Raw genomic sequence first — 19,450 nt, forward strand, 5'->3', positions numbered from 1 at the left:
CGCCGCGCCGCGCGCGCGGCCCACGAGCGACTGGCCGCGGCCGGCGTACCTGCGGGCGTGCGCTACGTGGCGCTGTGCCCGTTCACGACGCGCCTCAGAAGCACTGGTTCGAGGACCGCTGGCAGGCCCTGGCGCGCCGCTGCCGGGACGCGGGGCTGGTGCCCGTGCTCCTCGGCGGCCCCGCCGACCGTGCGGCCGCAGCCCGCATCGCGTCCGGCGTGCCCGGCCTGGTCGATCTGGCCGGCGCCCTGAAACTCGACGAAACGGTGGCCGCGATCGAGGGCGCAACGCTGCTGATCGGTGTCGACACCGGGCTCACGCACATGGGCACCGCGCTCGAGGTCCCGACCGTCGCGCTGTTCGGATCGACCTGCCCTTACCGCGACCCGAGGACGTCGCGCAGCGTGGTGCTCTACGCGCAACTCGATTGCTCGCCCTGCCAGCGCCACCCGACCTGCGACGGCCGCTACGACTGCATGCGCGCCTTCGAGGTCGACCGCGTGTTCGCCGAAGCCTCGCGCCTGCTGGAGCCGGTGGCATGAAGAGCCTGCACGTCGAGGCCGGCCGGCATCTCTACGGCGGGGCGTTGCAGGTGGTGTTCCTGCTGCAAGGCCTGAAAGCCCGCGGCGAACCGGCCGTGCTGGTCTGCCCGCAAGGCAGTGCGATCGCCGAGGCGGCGCGCCCGCATGCGCTGCGGGTGCACGAGATCGCCATGAAGGGCGACGCCGACTTCGGCATGGTCGGGCGCCTGCGGGCACTGATCCGCGCGGAACGCCCCGACGTCGTGCACCTGCACAGCCGGCGCGGCAGCGACCTGTGGGGCGGCCTGGCGGCCCGCCGCGAAGGCGTGCCGGCCGTCCTGAGCCGCCGGGTCGACAACCCCGAACCGCGCTGGTGGGTGAAACGCAAGTACCGCCTCTACGCACGCGTGATCGCGATCTCCGAGGGCATCCGCCAGGTGCTGCTGGGCGAAGGCCTGTCGGCCGGCCAGGTGGTGTGCGTGCACAGCGCGGTCGACACCGGGCGCTACCGCCCCGAACCGGCCGAGCGCGCCTGGCTGCGCGCGGAATTCGGCCTGGCCGACGACGAGAGCACGCTCGCGATGGCGGCGCAATTCATCCCGCGCAAGGGCCACCGCACGCTGCTGACCGCGCTGCCGGCCGTGCTGGCGGCGCACCCGCGCACCCGCACACTGCTGTTCGGGCAGGGTCCGGAACTGCCGGCCATCCAGCAACTGGTGCGCGAGGCCGGCCTCGGCGAGCGCGTGCTGTTCCCCGGCTTCCGACGGGATCTGGAGCGGGTGCTGCCGTGCATCGACGTGATGGTGCATCCGGCCGAGATGGAGGGTCTGGGTGTTGCGCTGCTGCAGGCAGCGGCCTGCGGCCTGCCGATCGTGGCCGGACGCGCTGGCGGCATCCCGGAGATCGTGCGGCCGGGCCTGAACGGCGAGTTGATCGAACCCGGGGACGCCGCGGCGCTGGCGCAGCACCTGACGAACCTGCTCGGCGACCCCGCGCTGCGGGCTCGCTATGGTGCGGCGGGACGGCAGCTGGTGCTGGACGAATTTTCGGTGGATGCGATGGTGGAGGGCAACCTGGCCGTGTACCGCGCCTGCGTCGGGGCGGTGGCCGGGTGATCGACAATCCCGCCGTCCAGACTCGGCGCCACCCGCCCCTCGGAGCTTCCCGATGAACCAGCACCGGATTCCCGTCTACCGCCCCGACCTCGGCGGGAACGTCAAAGCCTATGTCAACGAGTGCATCGACTCGTCGTGGATCTCCTCGCGCGGCCGCTTCGTCGGGGAGTTCGAGTCGGCCTTCGCGGCGTACATCGGGGTCGAGCACGCCGCCTCCGTCTGCAACGGCACGGTCGCCCTGCACCTGGCGCTGCTGGCGCTGGGCATCGGGCCGGGCGACGAGGTCATCGTCCCCACGCTCACCTACATCGCGCCGGTCAACGCCATCGCGTACACCGGCGCCACGCCCGTCTTCGTGGATTCGCTGCGCAGCAGCTGGCAGATGGACCCGGAGGATGTGCAGCGCCACATCACGCCGCGCACGCGCGCGATCCTCGCGGTCCATCTCTACGGTCAGACCTGCGACATGGCCGCGCTGGCCGCGATCGCGCACGAGCACCGCCTGTTCCTCGTGGAGGACTGCGCGGAGGCCTTCGGGTCGACGTACGCCGGCCGGCACGCCGGGACCTTCGGCGACATCGCCACGTTCAGCTTCTTCGGCAACAAGACCATCACGACCGGCGAGGGCGGCATGGTGGTCACGAACGACAAGACCCTGAACGAACGCGCGCGCCACTTCAAGGGCCAGGGCCTGGCCGCGCACCGCGAGTACTGGCACGACGTGGTCGGCTACAACTACCGCATGACGAACATCGCCGCAGCCATCGGCCTCGCGCAACTGGAGCGGGCCGACGAGATCATCGCGCGCAAGCGGGATCTGGCCCTGCAGTACGCGCGTCGTCTTGCCGGCCTGCCGATCGAACTGCACGCCGAGGCACCCGACACGCGGCACAGCTACTGGATGGTGTCGATCCTGGCCGACCGCGCCGAAGCGCGCGAGCCGCTGCGCAACGCCCTCGCCGAGGCGGGCATCGAGACCCGACCGCTGTTCTATCCGGTGCACACGATGCCGATGTACGCCCGCAGCTACCGCAAGCACCCGGTGGCGGAAGACCTGGCGTGGCGCGGCATCAACCTGCCGAGCTGGCCCGGCCTGAGCTGCGAGCAGATCGACCACATCGCCCACACGATCGCGAGCTTCTGTTCCAGGTCGGCATGAATTCGCGTCTGTACATCCTCGGAACCGGCGGCTACGCGAAGGAGGTCGCCCAGCTCGCGCACGCCGTGATGCAGGCGACGGGTCCCTGGAAGGAGATCGCCTTCCTCGGCGAAGGCGAGGCCGATGCGAGAACCGCCATGCCGTTCGGCCAGGTCGTCGGGACGGACGAGCTCCTGCTCGATGCCCGGCACGACCTGGATGTCGTGATCGGCATCGGCTCGCCACGGATCCGCCAGGCGCTGGCGACGCGGCTGTCGAGCCTGACGCATCTTCGCTTCCCGAACCTGTTCCACCCCCGCATGACGGTCAGCCCCGAGTACCTGAAGTGCGGCGTGGGCAACCTGTTCCATGCCGGCAGTGCAGTGGAGTGCGATGTCGTTCTCGGTGATTTCAATGTCTTCAACCTCAACACCACGATCGGCCACGACTCGGTGATCGGTTCCTGCAACGTGTTCAACCCCGGATGCAATGTGTCTGGCAACGTCAGGGTGGGCGACGGCTGCCTGGCCGGCACAGGTTGCCAGGTGCTCGAGAAACTGAGCGTGGCGTCCAGGACCACGCTGGGCGCCGGCTCGGTCCTGGTCCGGTCGGTCGACGCGGAGGACGGCGTCTATGTCGGCGTTCCCGCCCGGCGGCGCCGATGAGGCCGGCCGCGGTCGCCGCACGACGGCTGCGTGACCCATGCTGAAGCTGGGTCTGCTCGGCCATGGCTTCGTCCGGTGGACGGGCGGCCAGGACTTTCTCAGGCTGGTCACGGCCAGCCTGGCGGCCACCGGTGTACCGCTGGAGTTGCATGCGCTGCTGCCCGAGCCCCGGCGCCGCTTCCACGAGCGCGGCTGGGCCGGCGCCCTGTGGCGAAGCGGCCGCCAATGGCTGGGCCACCCGCTGCCCGCGCCGCCCTCGCCCGCCGGCGAGCCCTTGGAGCGGCTTTTCTCCGGCCATGGCGTGGACGTGCAGGTGCACCGCATCGAGGCCGGACATGCCGCCATCGCGCGGGCCTCGCAACGGCTCGGCCTGCAGGCCCTGCTGCCGGCCGACTCGGCGCTCAAGCCGGTGGTGCGGGTGCCTGGGTCGGCTACATCTACGACTTCCAGCACCGCCATCTTCCGCAGTACTTCACGGCGGACGAGTCGGCCTCGCGCGACCGACGGTTCAGGTCCACGCTGTCCCGTGCGCCGAGCGTCATCGTCAACGCGCGGGACGTCGCCGCGGACATCGAGCGCTACTGCCCCGGACATGCCGCGCGGGTGTTCCCCCTGCCGTTCGGGGCGGCGCCGGCCGCCCACTGGTTCGCGCTCGATTCGAGCGCGACGCGATCCCGCTATGGCATCGCCGGCGCCTACTTCATCATCAGCAGCCAGTTCTGGCAGCACAAGGACCACCTGACCGCATTCCGTGCCTACGCCGAGATGGCGAAGGACCACCCTGGACTGACGCTCGTCTGCACCGGATCGACGGAGGATCACCGCGATCCGGCGTACTTCCCGGGCCTGCTGCAGTCGCTCGCATCACTGGGCATCAGCGAGCGGGTCCGGATACTCGGGCTGATCCCCAAGGACGACCAGATCTCGCTGCTCAAGGACGCGGTCGCGGTGATCCAGCCGACGCGCTTCGAAGGCGGGCCCGGCGGCGGTGCGGTGTACGACGCCGTGGCGCTCGGCGTGCGTTCGATCCTCTCCGACATCCCGGTCAACCTCGAGATTGCCGAGGAAGGGGTCAGCTACTTTCCAACAGGCGACGCGGCGTCGCTGGCCGATCGGATGCGCGCCGCCCTCGCGACGCCGTATGTCCGCCCGTCGGCGCAACGTCTCGTCGAGAGCGGACAGAAGCGCCGGAGCCTGTGCGGGTCGACCCTGCTCGAATCCATCGAATTCGCGCGGCGCCAGCAGCGCCTGCGAGCCTAGGCTGCGAGACCATGAACACCCCTCCCGAACTGCCCGCGCGGCTGACCCCTGCCCGGCTGCCGCCCCACTGGCCCGGCGCCGCGGTCCCATCGGCCGCCGCTCGCCCCGCGGACCCGCCGCGCATCACCGTCGTCACACCCTCCTACAACCAGGCCGCCTTCCTCGAATCCACCATCCGCTCGGTGCTGGAGCAGGGCTATCCGGCGCTCGACTACCACGTGATCGACGGCGGCAGCACCGACGGCTCGGTCGACATCCTGCGGCACTACGCGCCGTGGCTGACCAGCTGGGTGTCGGAGCGCGACCGTGGCCAGGTCGATGCCCTCCTCAAGGGCCTGGCGCGCGCCGATGGCGAGTGGTTCAACTGGATCAACTCGGACGACCTGCTGGCCCCCGGCGCGCTGTGGGAGGTGGCCCGCGTGCGCGACGCCGACCTGTTCGGCGGCTGCACGCAGAACTTCAGCGAGCACCGGCTCGACCGCCTGCGCACCAGCCGCGCACTGACGGCACGCGACCTGGTGCGCCTGCCGATCGAGTCGCGCACGCGCTGGCACCAGCCGGGCATCTGGTACCGCACCGCGGCGCTGCGCGAGACCGGCATCGATGCCACGCTGCACTACCGCTTCGACCTCGATCTGCTGATCCGCTACACGCAGCGCTTTCCTCGCGTGCAATACAGCGATCGCACGCTGGCGTGGTTCCGGCTGCACGGCGCCTCCAAGTCGCTCGCCGACGCCGAGCGCTTCAGTGACGAGCACCAGGCGCTGCTGTCGCGCCTGCTCGACGACCCGGCCCTGCAGGCCCTGCACGCGGACACCCGCGACGCCCTCGCGGCGCTGCAGTGGCGCAAGACGCTACGTGCGCTGCAGGACGACCACTCGCGCCCCCGGACGACCCGCCTGCTGGCGCTGTGGCGTGCAGCGCGGCAGGTGCCTGGGGCCTGGCGCATCAACGCGACCTATGACACGCTGGGCCGCCTGCTGCGGCCACTCCGCGGCTAGGGCCGGGCCGCGGCCTGCTGCAGCCGTTGCCGGACCAGCGGCACCAGCGGCTCGACGGGCCAGCGACGGCTGGCCTGCAGCAGCACGAAGCGCGCCGCCGGATCGTCGAACGCCGCCTCGACCAGCGCGGCCGCCTGGTCGCGCTGCTGCTGCGTGATCACGAAGCGGGTGGCGGTGTTCGCCGCACTCTCGAAGTGGCGGCGGCCCCGCTCGATGAACTGCGCATACGCACCGTAGAGCGTGAACTCCGACAGCTCGCCGGGCCGCTGGCCCAGCAGGCTGCGCCACCACGGGCGCCCGCCATGCACCTGGGCCAGGTAGGCGTGCAGGCCGCGCGCGGTGTCGCGGTGGAACACGAACGGCCAGGCCACGAAGTTCACCGGGCGCACCGTCTCGGCCGGCAGCGCCAACATGCGCGCCGCGGCATCGGCCCAGTGCGCGAAGGTGGGCTGGTACTCGATCATCAACGCCGCCCGGTCGTCGTGCAGATAGTGCTCGGCGCGCAGCGGCACGGTGGGCAGCACGTCGGAGTCGAGCGCGACATAGGCCGTATGCGGCCCGATCGCCGGCACGGCGAGCTTGACGATCTGCTGCACGTGCCATCCATCGCTCGCCGCGTCCGGAAACCAGCCGAAGCGCTTGGCCAGGCTGCGACGCAGCTTGCGGTAGCTGTCGGGCCAGCCCGACAGGCGCCGTCGCGTGGCCTCGACCTCGGCGGGCAGCACCTCGGCCGAGGCGATCCACTCGACCCGGGTGGCGCCCAGCGCATTGCGGAACAGCGGCAGGTCCTCGGTCTGCACCACCGCGAGGTGCGGCCAGTCGCAGCCGAGGGCCTCGAGCGCCTCGCGCAGCAGGCCGAAGCGCTGCAGGTCGGCGCGGTAGGTCGGCGTCAGCAGCGCGACGCGCGGCGGGGCCTCCGTCATGGCGCCGGCGGCGGCCTGCTCGGTGGCGTTGCCGCATCCGCCTCCAGCGCCCACAGCGCCGCGTACTTGTGGAATGCGTACTGCCCGAGGATCACGGCCATCAGGAAGCCCCGGCTGCCGTCGAGGAAGCCGCCACGCAGCAGGTACTGCTGTAGGAAGTCGGTCCCGAAGCGCAGCGCCGCATAAGCCAGGTTGCCGCGCTGGCCCTTGGCGAACTTCTGCCCGGCGAGCAGGCAGCCGTACTTCAGGTGCTTCTCCTGCACGTGCTGGTAGCTGCGCCACGAGTAATGCTCCAGCGGCGCCTTCAGCACACGGTCCTTGCGGCGCGGCATCAGCAGCGACTCGTGCACCTGGTGGTCGCGGTAGCGCACACCCTCGCGCAGGAAGAGCTTGGCCTGCGGCGAGGTGTAGCGGCCGTGCTTCAGCGGGCGGCCGAAGAAGTAGGTCTTCCACGGCATCTTGAGCACGGTGAAATCGCGCCCCGGCTCGTCGAGCACGCGGTCGATCTCGTCGCGCAGTTCGGGCGTCACCACTTCGTCGGCATCGATCGACAGCACCCACTCGCCGCTGCAGTGGTCGAGCGCGCGGTTGCGCTGCGGGCCGTAGCCCGGCCAGTCGGTGACCCAGAGCTTGTCCGTGTAGCGGCGCACGATGTCGGTCGTGCCGTCGGTGCTGCCGCTGTCGAGAACGACGATCTCGCTCGCCCAGCCGGCCACCGACTGCAGGCAGGCCTCGATCCGGTCGGCCTCGTCGCGGACGATCATCATGACCGAGAGGGTCGTGCGGCGGCTGGAACGGGGCAGCATGGCGGGGGCGGAGTCGCGTCGGCCCGGATGATAGGCGCTCGTGCCGCCGCGGCCGGCCGTAGGCAGCGCCCGCGCGCGACACGCGCTACCCTCCGCGCATGACCTCGTCCTCCTCGTCCACCGCTCCCGGCCTGCGCGAGTCCCGCGTCCTGCGCGTGCCGGTTCGCAGCCTGCATTACCAGGTGCATGCCTGGGGCGATGCCTCGCTCGTCGCCCCCGAGCGCCCGCCGCTGGTGCTGCTGCACGGCTGGATGGACGTCGGAGCGTCGTTCCAGTTCCTGGTCGATGCGCTCGCCACGCCGCGCCTCGTGCTCGCGCCCGACTGGCGCGGCTTCGGCGGCAGCCTGGCGCCGACGGGCACCGACAGCTACTGGTTCGCCGACTACCTGGCCGACCTGGACGCGCTGCTCGATCACTTCGCCCCCGACCAGCCGGTCGACCTGCTGGGCCACAGCATGGGCGGCAACATCGTGATGCTCTACGCCGGCGTGCGGCCCGCGCGCATCCGCCGACTGATCAATCTCGAGGGCTTCGGCATGCCGCGCAGCGTGCCGGCCCAGGCGCCCGGTCGCTACGCGAGATGGCTCGACGAACTGAAGGCGCCGCAGCGCCTGCGCGATTACGCCAGCCTCGACGAGGTCGCACGCCGACTGCGCCAGAACAACCCACGGCTCACCGCGGAACGCGCCTCCTGGCTGGCGCCGCACTGGGCGCGCCAGACGACGGCAGGACGCTGGGAGATCCAGGGCGACCCGGCGCACAAGCGCAGCAACCCGCTGCTCTACCGCGTCGACGAGGTGCTGGCCTGCTGGGCCCGCATCACGGCGCCGCTGCTGTGGGTGGAGGGGCGGCAGACCGACGTCGCCAAGTGGTGGGGCACCAGCTACCCGCGCAGCGATTTCGAGGAGCGCCTGGCCTCGATCGCCTCCACGGTGTCGATCGAGCGGGTGATGCTGGAGGACGCCGGGCACATGCTGCATCACGATCAGCCGGAGCGGTTGTCGGCGCACATCGAGCGTTTCCTTTCGGCTCCGTGAGCTGCATGCGGGGCGGTGGGGCGGTGGAGCGCGCATGGCGGGGTGCGGGTGGGCGACAGCGCGCATCGGGTACCCCGCTAAGCGATGGCGCCCGCCCGCACCCCGCCATGCAGGCACCGCCCGTGCTTCTCCACAGCGCATACCGCGATGGTGCCCGCGAGGATGAGGGCGGGCCCGGCGAAGCGCATCGGGTACCCCCGCTAAGCGCAGCCGGGCCCGCCCTCATCCTCGCCCGCTCCGAGCTCAAGAGGCAGCATGAGAAAATCCATCGATCAGCGGCCCGCAACCGCCGCGTCCCGAACACGAAGGAAACCCCATGGACATCGAACACATCAACGCCCTCGGCAACCAACTGGCTGACCTGCGCGAACGCACGGCCCAGCTCCGGGGGTATCTTTGACTACGATGAAAAGTCACGCCGCCTGAGCGAGGTCAACGCCGCGCTCGAGGATCCGACGGTCTGGAACGACCCGAAGAACGCCCAGGCCCTGGGCCGGGAGAAGAAGTCGCTCGAGACGGTGGTCGACACCATCGCATCGCTGGAGCGCAACCTCGCCGACAACGCCGAGCTCTACGAGATGAGCAAGGAAGAAGGCGACGAGGACGGCCTGCGCGCCATCGAGGCCGAGACGCTGGGGCTGGCCGCGCAGGTGGAGCAGCTCGAGTTCCGCCGCATGTTCAGCAACCCCGCCGACCCGAGCAACTGCTTCATCGACATCCAGGCCGGCGCCGGCGGCACCGAGGCCTGCGACTGGGCCAGCATGCTGCTGCGCCAGTACCTCAAGTACTGCGAACGCAAGGGCTTCAAGGCCACCATCGAGGACGAGACCGAGGGCGACACCGCCGGCATCAAGAGCGCGACGATCAAGGTCGAGGGCGACTACGCCTTCGGCCACCTGCGCACCGAGACCGGCGTGCACCGCCTGGTGCGCAAGAGCCCGTTCGATTCCTCGGGCGGGCGCCACACCAGCTTCGCGTCCCTGTTCGTCTACCCGGAGGTCGACGACTCGATCGAGATCGAGATCAACCCGGCCGACGTCCGGACCGACACCTTCCGCGCCAGCGGTGCGGGCGGTCAGCACATCAACAAGACCGACTCGGCGGTGCGGTTGACGCACATCCCGACCGGCATCGTCGTGCAGTGCCAGGACGGCCGCAGCCAGCACAGCAACCGCGACGTGGCCTGGAAGCGGCTGCGCTCGCGCCTCTACGACCACGAGATGCGCAAGCGCCAGGAAGAGCAGCAGAAGCTGGAAGACACCAAGACCGACGTCGGCTGGGGCCACCAGATCCGTTCCTACGTGCTGGACAACAGCCGCATCAAGGACCTGCGCACCAACGTCGAGATCTCCAACACGCAGAAGGTGCTTGATGGCGACCTGGACGCCTTCATCGAGGCCAGCCTGAAGCAGGGCGTCTGAGGCCCCACCCCGCTCGACCCCACGAAGTTCCCCTGGAGACACCGCACATGCGCGAAGGCACCGCTCCCCTCGTCCGCCGCGAGGACTACAGCGCCCCGGCCTACTGGATCCGCAGCGTCGACCTCACGTTCGACCTGGACCCGCAGAAGACGCTGGTCATCAACCGCATGGAGGTCGAGCGCAACCCCGACCTGCCGACGCAGCCGCTGCGCCTGGACGGCGAGGACATCAACCTCACGCGGGTGCTGGTCAACGGCGAGAGCATCTCCTTCCGCGTCGAAGGCGCGCAACTGGTGCTCGACGGCCTGCCGGACGGCCGCTTCACGCTCGAGCTGCGCAACACCTGCGCACCGGCAAAGAACACCCAGCTGTCGGGCCTGTACACCTCCGGCGGCGGTTTCTTCACGCAGTGCGAGGCGCAGGGCTTCCGCCGCATCACCTACTTCCTCGACCGGCCCGACGTGATGGCGGTCTACACCGTCACGCTGAAGGCCGATGCCAAGGCCTACCCGGTGCTGCTGTCGAACGGCAACCTCGTGGAGCAGGCCGAACTCGACGGCGGCAAGCACTGCGCGAAGTGGCACGACCCCTTCCCGAAGCCGAGCTACCTGTTCGCGCTGGTCGCGGCCGATCTGGTGATGCGCGAGCAGAAGATCCGCAGCCGTTCCGGCAAGGACCACCTGCTACAGGTCTATGTGCGCGCCGGCGACCTCGACAAGACCGAGCACGCGATGAACTCGCTGATCGCCTCGGTGGCCTGGGACGAGGCGCGCTTCGGCCTGTCGCTCGACCTGGAGCGCTTCATGATCGTCGCGGTCAGCGACTTCAACATGGGCGCGATGGAGAACAAGGGCCTGAACATCTTCAACACGAAGTTCGTGCTGGCCAGTGCCGCCACAGCGACCGACTTCGATTTCGCGCACGTCGAGAGCGTGGTCGGCCACGAGTACTTCCATAACTGGACCGGCAACCGCGTGACCTGCCGCGACTGGTTCCAGCTGTCGCTGAAGGAAGGGCTCACGGTCTTCCGCGACCAGGAGTTCAGCATGGACATGGCGGGCGCCGCCAGCGCCCGCGCCGTGCAGCGCATCCAGGACGTGCGCCTGCTGCGCCAGGTGCAGTTCTCCGAGGATGCCGGCCCGATGGCGCACCCGGTGCGGCCCGACCAGTACCAGGCGATCGACAACTTCTACACCGCTACCGTCTATGAAAAGGGCGCCGAGGTGGTGCGGATGATGCACACGCTGGTTGGTCGCGACGGTTTCGCCGCCGGCATGAAGCGCTACTTCGAGCGCCACGACGGCCAGGCCGTGACCTGCGACGATTTCGCGCAGGCGATCGCCGACGCCAACCCCGGCAGCGCGCTGGCAGGGCGGCTGGACGCCTTCAAGCGCTGGTACGCGCAGGCCGGTACGCCGCAGCTCGCCGCGCGCGGCCGCTACGACGCCGAAACCCGCCGCTACACGCTCGAACTCACGCAGCGCGGCCTGCCCACGCCGGGCCAGCCCGACAAGCAGCCGTGGGTGATTCCGGTCGCGATCGGCCTGGTGGCCGCCGACGACGGCCGGGCGCTGCCGCTGCAGCTCGAGTCCGAACCGGCCGCGGGCGGCACCGACCGCGTGCTGGTGCTCGACCAGCCGAGCGCCGCCTTCACCTTCGTCGGCGTCGAGTCCGAACCCGTGCCCTCGCTGCTGCGCGGCTTCTCGTCGCCCGTGGTCCTGGATGCCGCGCTGACGGACGCCCAACTGCTGGTGCTGCTGGCCCACGACGGCGACGCCTTCAACCGCTGGGAGGCCGGCCAGCAAATCGCGTTGCGCCGCCTGCTCGCGGCGGCCCAGCGGCCGGACGACGGCACGCCGGTGCTCGACGAACCCTTCGTGGCGGCAATGCGCAGCCTGCTGCGCGACCCCTCGCTCGATGCCGCCTTCAAGGAGCTCGCGCTCACGCTGCCGACCGAAACCTATGTGGGCGAGCGGCTGGGCGCGGAGATCGACCCGCAGCGTGTGCATGCGGTGCGCGAGGCCGCACGCCTGCAGCTCGCGCAGGCGCTGCGCGACGACTGGGCCTGGGCCTACGAGCACCACCAGCCCGCGGGCGGCTACTCGCCCGACGCACACAGCGCCGGCCAGCGCGCGCTGGCTAACCTGGCGCTGGCGATGCTGGTGCTCGACGCCACCACCAGCGGCGACACCGTCTGGCCCGGCCGGGCCTACCAGCGCTTCAAGGACGCCGGCAACATGACCGACCGCTTCGGCGCGCTGTCGGCTCTGGTGAACGCGCACGCCGAGCTGGCGGTGCCGGCGTTGGAGCGCTTTCACGCGCTGTTCAAGGGCGAGGCGCTGGTGATCGACAAGTGGTTCGCGCTGCAGGCCGGCGCGAGCGAGCCGGTCGGCGAGCACGCCGGCCGCGTGTTCACGCGGGCCAAGGCCCTGCTGCAGCATGCCGACTTCTCGCTGCGCAACCCGAACCGGGCGCGCAGCGTGCTGGCGGCGCTGTTCCTCAACAACCCGGCCGCCTTCCACCGCCGCGACGCCGCCGGCTACGTGTTCTGGGCCGAGCGCGTGTGCGAGGTCGACGCCATCAACCCGCAGCTCGCCTCGCGGCTGGCGCGCGCACTTGACCGCTGGCGTGCGCTGGCCGAGCCTTACCGCAGCGCCGCGCGCGAGGCGATCGCCCGCGTGGCGGCCAAGCCGGAGCTGTCCGAGGACACGCGCGAGATCGTCACGCGCGCGCTGCAGGACTGACCTCCCCTGCTCCTCCCCCTCCTCTCTCACGTCCGAAGGAACCCCGAGATGACCCGACGCATCAGCCTCACGCAATACCTGGTGGAGGAGCAGCGCGAGCGCGGCCGCATTCCGGCGCAGTTGCGCCTGCTGCTGGAAGTGGTGGCGCGCGCCTGCAAGAGCATCGCGATCAGCGTCAACAAGGGCGCGCTGGGGGGCGTGCTCGGCAGCGCCGGCAGCGAGAACGTGCAGGGCGAAGTGCAGAAGAAGCTCGACATCATCGCCAACGAGGTGCTGATCGAGGCCAACGAATGGGGCGGCGCGCTCGCGGCCATGGCCAGCGAGGAGATGGACAGCATCTACGTCGTGCCCAACCGCTACCCCCAGGGCGAATACCTGCTGCTGTTCGACCCGCTCGACGGCTCGAGCAACATCGACGTCAACGTCAGCATCGGCACCATCTTCTCGGTACTGAAGAAGCAGAGCGATACCCCGGGCGTCAGCACCCAGGATTTCCTGCAGCCCGGCAGCGCCCAAGTGGCCGCCGGCTACTGCGTCTACGGCCCGCAGACCACGCTGGTACTGACCGTCGGCGACGGCGTCGCGATGTTCACGCTCGACCGCGAGCAGGCTCGTGGGTGCTGACCACCGACGAGGTGCGCATCCCCGAGGACACCAGGGAGTTCGCGGTCAACATGAGCAACCAGCGGCATTGGGCGCCGCCGATGCAACGCTACATCGACGAATGCCTGCAGGGCAAGGACGGCCCGCGCGGCAAGGACTTCAACATGCGCTGGGTCGCCAGCATGGTGGCCGACGTGCACCGCATCCTGTGCCGCGGCGGCGTCTTCATGTACCCCTGGGACAAGCGCGAGCCGGCCAAGGCCGGCAAACTGCGGCTGATGTACGAGGCCAACCCGATGGGCTTCATCGTCGAGCAGGCCGGCGGCGCGGCCACCAACGGCAAGCAGCGCGTGCTCGACCTGCAGCCGAGCCAGCTGCACGAGCGCGTCAGCGTGATCCTGGGCTCGAAGAACGAGGTCGAGCGCGCGAGCGCCTACCATCGCGAAGCGGGCTGACAGCGGCGGCCGCGACGTCACCACCGCGGAGGACGAGTCGATGGCAAAGCAGAAGAGAAACGCGTTCTATGCCCAGTCGGGCGGCGTGACGGCGGTCATCAATGCCTCGGCCTGCGGCGTGATCGAGACGGCGCGCCGCCACAAGGACCGCATTGGCAAGGTCTATGCCGGCCGCGACGGCATCATCGGTGCGCTGACCGAGGACCTGATCGACACCGGCAAAGAGTCGGCCACGGCGATCGCCGCGCTGCGCTCCACGCCGTCGGGCGCGTTCGGCTCCTGCCGCTACAAGCTCAAGTCGCTCGAGGCGAACCGGCGCGAGTACGAACGCCTGATCGAGGTGTTCCGCGCGCACGACATCGGCTACTTCTTCTACAACGGTGGCGGCGACTCGGCCGACACCTGCTTCAAGGTCAGCCAGCTGTCGGAGGCCATGGGCTACCCGCTGCAGGCGATCCACGTGCCCAAGACCATCGACAACGACCTCGCCTTCACCGACTGCTGCCCCGGCTTCGGCTCGGTGGCCAAGTACGTCGCGGTGTCGACGCTCGAGGCCTCGTTCGACGTGCGCTCGATGGCCAAGACCTCGACCAAGGTGTTCGTCGTCGAGGTCATGGGCCGCCATGCAGGCTGGATCGCCGCGGCCGCCGGCCTGGTCGAGGAGCAGGGCATCCCGGTGGTGATCCTGTTTCCCGAGATCGTGTTCGACGAGCCGAAATTCCTTGCCCGCGTCGACCAGCTCGTCCGGCAGCACGGCTACTGCACCGTGGTGGTGTCCGAAGGGTGCCACCACGCGGACGGCAGCTTCCTCGCCGAGCAGGGCGCGCGCGACGCCTTCGGCCACGCGCAGCTCGGCGGCGCAGCGCCGGTGGTGGCCAACCTCATCAAGCAGGCACTCGGCCACAAGTTCCACTGGGCCGTGGCCGACTACCTGCAGCGCTCGGCGCGCCACATCGCGTCGAAGACCGACGTGACCCAGGCCTACGCGCTGGGGCGAAAGGCGGTCGAGCTCGCGCTGCAGGGCCACAACGCGGTGATGCCGACGATCGAGCGCCTGGCCGATGCGCCGTACAAGTACCGCATCGGCATGGCGCCGCTGGCGAAGGTGGCCAACGTCGAGAAGTTCATGCCGCGCGACTTCATCACCAAGGACGGCTTCGGCATCACCGAGAAGTGCCGCCGCTACCTGCGACCACTGATCCAGGGCGAGGACTATCCGCGTTTCACCAACGGCCTGCCGCGCTACGTGAGCCTGAAGAACGTGGCGGTGCCGAAAAGGCTGGCTGTCTTCGACCTGAAGTAGTGCCACGCCATCGGCTAGAATCTGCGTTTTCCCGGAGCGGCATCAACGCTCCGAGGGTCTGAAAAGACCTTGCCGGTGTAGCTCAGTTGGTAGAGCAGCGCATTCGTAATGCGAAGGTCGGGAGTTCGACTCTCTTCACCGGCACCAAGTTTCGAGAGCTCGGCGCGGACTGTCCTCGTTCCTGGACGCCGTGCAGCCTGCAGCCGACTTGCCATGGACTCGCTTGACCAAATAGACCGAGCGATCGCTGATCGTCTGTGAGCGGCCCTGGCGATCGACCACGGCGTATTCGTTCAGGAACTCCACCGCATCGGCATCGTAGCCTCGGCGCTCATACAGCGCACGCGCACGGGGGTTGCCGTGACTGACGCCCAGGCCGATGGCCTCGCAGCCACGGGCGGCCGCCAGCGACTCCATCTCGTCCATCAGCCGCGAGCCCACCCCAGGGACCGGTAGCGCAACGGGACGAACAGGCGATAGATCTCGGGGATATCGCGCCAGCGCTGCGTGATCTGCGGCGCATGCTGGCGACGCCATCCGACGAAGCCGATGCCGATCGGAACGCCGCGATACCACGCCACCAGGATGTCGAGATCACCGCCAGCCTGCTCCTGCAAGCTCGACGAGTACGGCGACACCAGCGGGGCCGGAATCGCTCGCTGCACGGCATCGACCTCGGCAGCACTCAGTCTGCGGATGGCGATGTCGTGGATCGCGCGCCGCGGGACCCAGCGCTGCCATACCCGTTCGACCAGCCCCTTGACCTGCTTCACCCAGCGCCGCATTGCTTCGTCATGACGACGACCCTCTCGCGGACGGTCTGTCGGTCGGAAAGTTGTTCTCGCCGTGGTGGAGTCCATTTCGTCGCGATTGTTCCTTTTCGACGACCCGATCGGCGCAGAGCAGAAAGCAACAAACCGACAATACGGCCATATTGCCGCCAACCGCAGCGCGTTCAAATGGACTTGATGCTCACCGTTGCCACCTGAGCAGTACATCGACCGCATGCGCGAGACCTGACGCCGCCAAATACATCACGATCCAGAGCGGGGAGGCGCCAGTCAGGGCCTCTCGCAAGCCCAGCATCAGGCACAGCCCCGACACGAGGTTGACGGCAAAGTCGCCGACCGGCACGCCCTTGCCGGTGCGACGGTGGTACAGCGCCAGCGCGAGGCCTTCGAACAGCGTCAGGCCGATCACCAGATCGATGACTGTGGCGCTCGATAGGCCTTCGAGCACGGCGACCTCAGGCACCGAACGGGCCGTTGAGCCGGACGGTCGCGAGGTTCAGGAAGCCGGCGAACGCCACCCACGCGAGGTAGGGCAGCAGCAGCAGGCTCGCGATACGCGCATAACGGGCCAGCACCCCAATCAGCAGCAGGATCGACAGCCAAAGCAGCAACACCTCGAACAGCGCCCAGTCGGGCCGGTGCAGGCGGAAGAACAGCAGACTCCACAGCACGTTCAGGAAACCATTGAGCGCGAACAGCGCCAGCATCCACTCCCGGTCGACCCGCCGCGGCGCGCGGCGCCACGCGATCACGCCGGCCATGGCCGCCAGCGCGAAGATCGCCGTCCACGCCGGGCCGAACAGCCAGTCAGGGGGCTTCCAGGGCGGCTGCACGAGCCGCTGATACCAGGGGCCCAGATCGGTCATCAAGCCACCGAGGCCGGCCACCGCGAGCGCGGCGGCCGCCGCGATCAGGACAGGCTTGAGGAGACCACCGCGTGAGGTCATGCGCGCACCAGCCCCAGCAGGTGCCCCATGTCCTTGAAGAAGATGCGTACGTGGGCCATCGGCTTCTTGCGCACCAGTTCCTTGTTCATGTACGACTCGAAGGTGAGCTGCTGCACGTCGCGGTCCTCGCAGATCGTGACGAAGCGCTCGCGGCGGCGGTCGCTGGAGTACCAGAACCACTGCATCACGCCGAGCACGCGAAACACCGTGCCGTGGGCCTTCATGAAGCGGCGCCGCGCCTGCCGCAGGCAGCGGCCGTCGCCGGTCTGCAGCGCCGACTCGACCGCCTCGGCCGCGAGGCGCCCGGAGGCCATCGCGTAGTAGATGCCCTCGCCCGAGGCCGGCGCGACCACGCCCGCGGCGTCGCCGGCCAGCAGCACGTCGCGGCCGTTGTCCCAGCGCCGCAGCGGCTTCATCGGGATCGGTGCCCCCTCGCGGCGCAGCGTCTGTGCGTCCTGCAGGCCCGAATCGGAGCGCAGGCGGCCGACGGCGGCGCGCAGTGAGAAGCCTTGTCGGCGCTGCCGGTGCCGATGCTCAGCGTGTCGCCATGAGGAAAGACCCAGCCGTAGAAGTCGGGCGACAGGCTGCCGCGGTAGTAGACGTCGCAGCGCGACCCGTCGTAGCCGACCGGCTTGGCGGGCGGTGCGCGGACGATCTCGTGGTACGCGAACACGCAGGGGTTGCGCTCGGCGCCCGCGATGGCCTGGCGGGCCACCGCCGAGCGCGCGCCGTCGGCACCGATGACGCAGCGCGCACGCACGCTGCGCGGCACGCTGGCGGCGTCGCCGGGCCGCTCTCGGGCCTGGTAGTGCACGACGCTCACACCGTCGTCGTCGCGCGTGAGCCGCTCGAAGCTGCCGATCTGCCGTTGTGCACCGCTACCGGCGGCACGCGCGCGCAGCCACTCGTCGAAGGCATCGCGGTCGACCATGCCGACGAAGCCGTTCTCGATCGGGATGTCGACCCGCTTGTCGGTCGGTGACACCATGCGTGTCAACCTGCTGAAAGCGCGCAGCCGGCGCGCCATGCGCTGGCGCTACACCGGTCTCAATCGGGGCTCCACACGCCCAGCGCAGCCTGCAACCGCTGCGCTTCGCGGATTGCGTCGGCGCTCGACATGGCGCTGGCGCGCGCGAGCTCGGCGTTCTGGTGCGTGGTCGCGTCCAACGTCTGCAGCCGCGTGTTGATGTGCTCGACGCCGGCGCATTGCTCCTGCGCCGCGAGGCTGATCTGCGAGATCATCGCGCTGACCTCCTTCACTTGCTGAGCCACGCCATTGATGCGTGTGCCGACCTGGGCCGCCAGCTTCTCGCCGACGCCGGTCTGCTGCTGGGATTCGTCGACCAGGTGCTTGATCTCCCTTGCCGCGGCGCCGCTGCGCTGAGCCAGCGTGCGCACCTCGCCGGCGATGATGTTGAAGGTGCGGCCCTGTTCGCCGGCACGGCTGGCGGCGGCGGCGGCGTTGAGCGCCAGGATGCCGGTCTGCAGCGCGATCTCGTCGATGACGTGGCTGATCTCGCCGATGCGCCGGCTGCACGCGGTGATGTCGTGCATGGCGGTGTGCATGGCGGCGGCAGCGGCGCAGGTCTGGTCGGCTTCGTCGGAGGCCTGGTGCGCCGACCGGCTGGCCTGGGTGGCCGCATCGGTGTTGCGCTGACTCAGCGCATCGATGTCGGCGGTGCTGCGCGTCACGGCCTGCACGTCGTCGGCCTGGCTCGCCGAGCGCTCGGCGAGGCGGCTCGCGCCGTCGGCCAGTTCGTCGACCACCGAAGCGACCTCGGCGGCGTGGAGCCGAGCGTCACCGAGCACAGCGGTCATCTTGGCCACCATCTGCCCGAGTGCGAGATTCAGCTCGAGCAGTTCGCCGGCCGTTCGCGTGTCGTCGAACTGCCGCGTGATGTCGCCGCCGGCGATGGCCATCGCGGCATCGAGCGATTGGCGCAGCGGCGCGACCACGCGCTGCAGGAAATACACCGCCACCGCGATCGATGCCATCAGCCCGATCGATCCACCGACCAGGGCCCAGACGCGCCAGCCCCCGCTCATCGCCATCGGCACGGCCAGCGCATCGGGCCATAGCGCACCGACAAGCAGCAGAGTGAACAGCAATGCGAGGATCGCGGCGGTACCCTGCATCCGCCACTGCACCGGCAGGTCCAGCGGGTTTCTCACGGCCCTGACGAGCGCGCGCCATCCGGTCTCGACGATGCGCCCGGCACGCAGCACGTAGTGCGCGCCGGCGCCGGCCCGCCAGAGGCCGTAGACCTGCTCCGCCTCGCGGACCTCGGCATCCGCGGGTGGGCACTGCACCGACGTAAAGCCGACGGTCTGCCGGTCCTTGAACATCGGGATGATGTTGGCCTTGACCCAGAAGGCGTCGCCGGAGCTGCTGCGGTTCTTGACGAGCCCCGTCCAGGGCCTTCCGGCATGGAGAACCGCCCACATGTCCGCGAACACCTTCGGTGGCATGTCGGGATGCCGCACGATGCTGTGCGGTGCACCGAGCACCTGTTCCATCGCGTAGCCGCAGGTCTGCAGGAAGGCCTTGTTCGCGAAGCTGATCGCGCCCTGCAGGTCGGTGGTGGTGATCAGCGGCGCCTGCTGCACTGCCGAGACGATGCCGGCGGCGCCGCCCTGCTGGATGGGTCTGTGATTCACGCTGTCTCCGTCCGCGCCTTGCGCTGTTGTGGGGTACACCTCCCGCCGACAGACGGGGTCGG

General features: G+C 69.7%; 19 protein-coding genes, 1 tRNA gene and 1 pseudogene. 12 read left to right on the plus strand and 9 right to left on the minus strand.

The features are described from left to right. Positions 1 to 74 precede the first annotated feature (74 nt). From Y694_RS05120 to Y694_RS22410, 6 genes are all read left to right on the plus strand, one after another. On the plus strand, positions 75 to 542 hold the full coding sequence (locus Y694_RS05120) for a glycosyltransferase family 9 protein (protein ID WP_051495580.1): 468 nt from the start codon (positions 75 to 77) through the stop codon (positions 540 to 542). Beyond that, entirely contained in the window at positions 539 to 1,636 is a 1,098-nt protein-coding gene (locus Y694_RS05125) for a glycosyltransferase (protein ID WP_036230461.1), read from the plus strand. Before Y694_RS05120 ends, Y694_RS05125 begins: the two co-directional genes overlap by 4 nt. Before the next feature lie 52 nt (positions 1,637 to 1,688). Next, a complete protein-coding gene (locus Y694_RS05130; RefSeq protein ID WP_036230462.1) occupies positions 1,689 to 2,795 on the plus strand; it encodes a DegT/DnrJ/EryC1/StrS aminotransferase family protein in 1,107 nt (368 codons plus the stop codon). Continuing rightward, a complete protein-coding gene (locus Y694_RS05135) occupies positions 2,792 to 3,439 on the plus strand; it encodes an acetyltransferase (RefSeq protein WP_036230464.1) in 648 nt (215 codons plus the stop codon). Before Y694_RS05130 ends, Y694_RS05135 begins: the two co-directional genes overlap by 4 nt. Before the next feature lie 603 nt (positions 3,440 to 4,042). Then, positions 4,043 to 4,699 (plus strand): glycosyltransferase, encoded by a 657-nt coding sequence (locus Y694_RS24710; RefSeq protein WP_051495581.1) that lies wholly within the window; start codon positions 4,043 to 4,045, stop codon positions 4,697 to 4,699. Positions 4,700 to 4,710: 11 nt separating this feature from the next. After that, positions 4,711 to 5,700, plus strand: coding sequence for a glycosyltransferase family 2 protein (locus Y694_RS22410; protein WP_051495582.1), 990 nt, complete (start codon positions 4,711 to 4,713; stop codon positions 5,698 to 5,700). On the opposite strand, the gene Y694_RS05150 is transcribed toward Y694_RS22410, so the two are convergent. Both Y694_RS05150 and Y694_RS05155 read right to left on the minus strand, forming a co-directional pair. Beyond that, positions 5,697 to 6,623: a DUF6492 family protein gene (locus Y694_RS05150; protein WP_155935785.1), complete on the minus strand. Its 927-nt coding sequence runs from the start codon at positions 6,621 to 6,623 to the stop codon at positions 5,697 to 5,699. The genes Y694_RS22410 and Y694_RS05150 overlap by 4 nt on opposite strands. Next, positions 6,620 to 7,429, minus strand: a complete 810-nt coding sequence (locus tag Y694_RS05155) for a glycosyltransferase family 2 protein (RefSeq protein ID WP_036230470.1) — start codon at positions 7,427 to 7,429, stop codon at positions 6,620 to 6,622. The genes Y694_RS05150 and Y694_RS05155 overlap by 4 nt, the downstream gene beginning before the upstream one ends. Before the next feature lie 98 nt (positions 7,430 to 7,527). Here Y694_RS05155 and Y694_RS05160 point away from each other — a divergent pair, with 98 nt between their 5' ends. The 6 genes and pseudogenes from Y694_RS05160 to Y694_RS05190 all read left to right on the plus strand — a co-directional run bounded on the left by Y694_RS05160 (position 7,528) and on the right by Y694_RS05190 (position 15,139). Further along, on the plus strand, positions 7,528 to 8,466 hold the full coding sequence (locus Y694_RS05160) for an alpha/beta fold hydrolase (protein WP_036230473.1): 939 nt from the start codon (positions 7,528 to 7,530) through the stop codon (positions 8,464 to 8,466). Positions 8,467 to 8,782: 316 nt separating this feature from the next. Next, positions 8,783 to 9,887, plus strand: a protein-coding gene (gene prfB / locus Y694_RS24065) for a peptide chain release factor 2 (protein ID WP_129448243.1) whose coding sequence is annotated in 2 segments (ribosomal slippage) — positions 8,783 to 8,863 and positions 8,865 to 9,887 — 1,104 coding nt in all. Because the reading frame shifts where the segments join, the coding sequence is not laid out codon by codon here. Between the two features lie 47 nt (positions 9,888 to 9,934). After that, positions 9,935 to 12,631 (plus strand): aminopeptidase N, encoded by a 2,697-nt coding sequence (gene pepN, locus Y694_RS05175; protein WP_036230476.1) that lies wholly within the window; start codon positions 9,935 to 9,937, stop codon positions 12,629 to 12,631. Between the two features lie 48 nt (positions 12,632 to 12,679). Beyond that, positions 12,680 to 13,689: pseudogene (locus Y694_RS05180) on the plus strand (class 1 fructose-bisphosphatase). Positions 13,690 to 13,729: 40 nt separating this feature from the next. Then, positions 13,730 to 14,992, plus strand: coding sequence for a 6-phosphofructokinase (locus Y694_RS05185; RefSeq protein ID WP_036230479.1), 1,263 nt, complete (start codon positions 13,730 to 13,732; stop codon positions 14,990 to 14,992). 71 nt (positions 14,993 to 15,063) lie between these two features. Further along, positions 15,064 to 15,139, plus strand: a tRNA-Thr gene (locus tag Y694_RS05190). Here Y694_RS05190 and Y694_RS23175 read toward each other — a convergent pair. From Y694_RS23175 to Y694_RS05215, 7 genes are all read right to left on the minus strand, one after another. Continuing rightward, positions 15,128 to 15,409 carry a GNAT family N-acetyltransferase gene (locus Y694_RS23175; protein ID WP_197028738.1) on the minus strand — a complete coding sequence of 94 codons (282 nt, stop codon included), beginning with the start codon at positions 15,407 to 15,409 and terminating at the stop codon, positions 15,128 to 15,130. The genes Y694_RS05190 and Y694_RS23175 overlap by 12 nt on opposite strands. Positions 15,410 to 15,417: 8 nt before the next feature. Then, positions 15,418 to 15,765, minus strand: a complete 348-nt coding sequence (locus tag Y694_RS24070) for a hypothetical protein (protein WP_161727926.1) — start codon at positions 15,763 to 15,765, stop codon at positions 15,418 to 15,420. Between the two features lie 199 nt (positions 15,766 to 15,964). Next, positions 15,965 to 16,246 carry a hypothetical protein gene (locus Y694_RS05200; RefSeq protein WP_231497547.1) on the minus strand — a complete coding sequence of 94 codons (282 nt, stop codon included), beginning with the start codon at positions 16,244 to 16,246 and terminating at the stop codon, positions 15,965 to 15,967. Next, positions 16,239 to 16,730 carry a TspO/MBR family protein gene (locus Y694_RS05205; protein ID WP_036230484.1) on the minus strand — a complete coding sequence of 164 codons (492 nt, stop codon included), beginning with the start codon at positions 16,728 to 16,730 and terminating at the stop codon, positions 16,239 to 16,241. Before Y694_RS05205 ends, Y694_RS05200 begins: the two co-directional genes overlap by 8 nt. Next, entirely contained in the window at positions 16,727 to 17,230 is a 504-nt protein-coding gene (locus Y694_RS25505) for a lycopene cyclase family protein (RefSeq protein ID WP_310732200.1), read from the minus strand. Before Y694_RS25505 ends, Y694_RS05205 begins: the two co-directional genes overlap by 4 nt. Then, positions 17,143 to 17,718, minus strand: coding sequence for an FAD-dependent monooxygenase (locus Y694_RS25510; protein ID WP_231497549.1), 576 nt, complete (start codon positions 17,716 to 17,718; stop codon positions 17,143 to 17,145). The genes Y694_RS25505 and Y694_RS25510 overlap by 88 nt, the downstream gene beginning before the upstream one ends. A gap of 59 nt (positions 17,719 to 17,777) precedes the next feature. Beyond that, entirely contained in the window at positions 17,778 to 19,388 is a 1,611-nt protein-coding gene (locus Y694_RS05215) for a methyl-accepting chemotaxis protein (RefSeq protein WP_036230487.1), read from the minus strand. Positions 19,389 to 19,450: the final 62 nt, after the last annotated feature.

Source organism: Methylibium sp. T29-B (assembly GCF_000576225.1).
Classification (GTDB): domain Bacteria; phylum Pseudomonadota; class Gammaproteobacteria; order Burkholderiales; family Burkholderiaceae_C; genus Methylibium; species Methylibium petroleiphilum.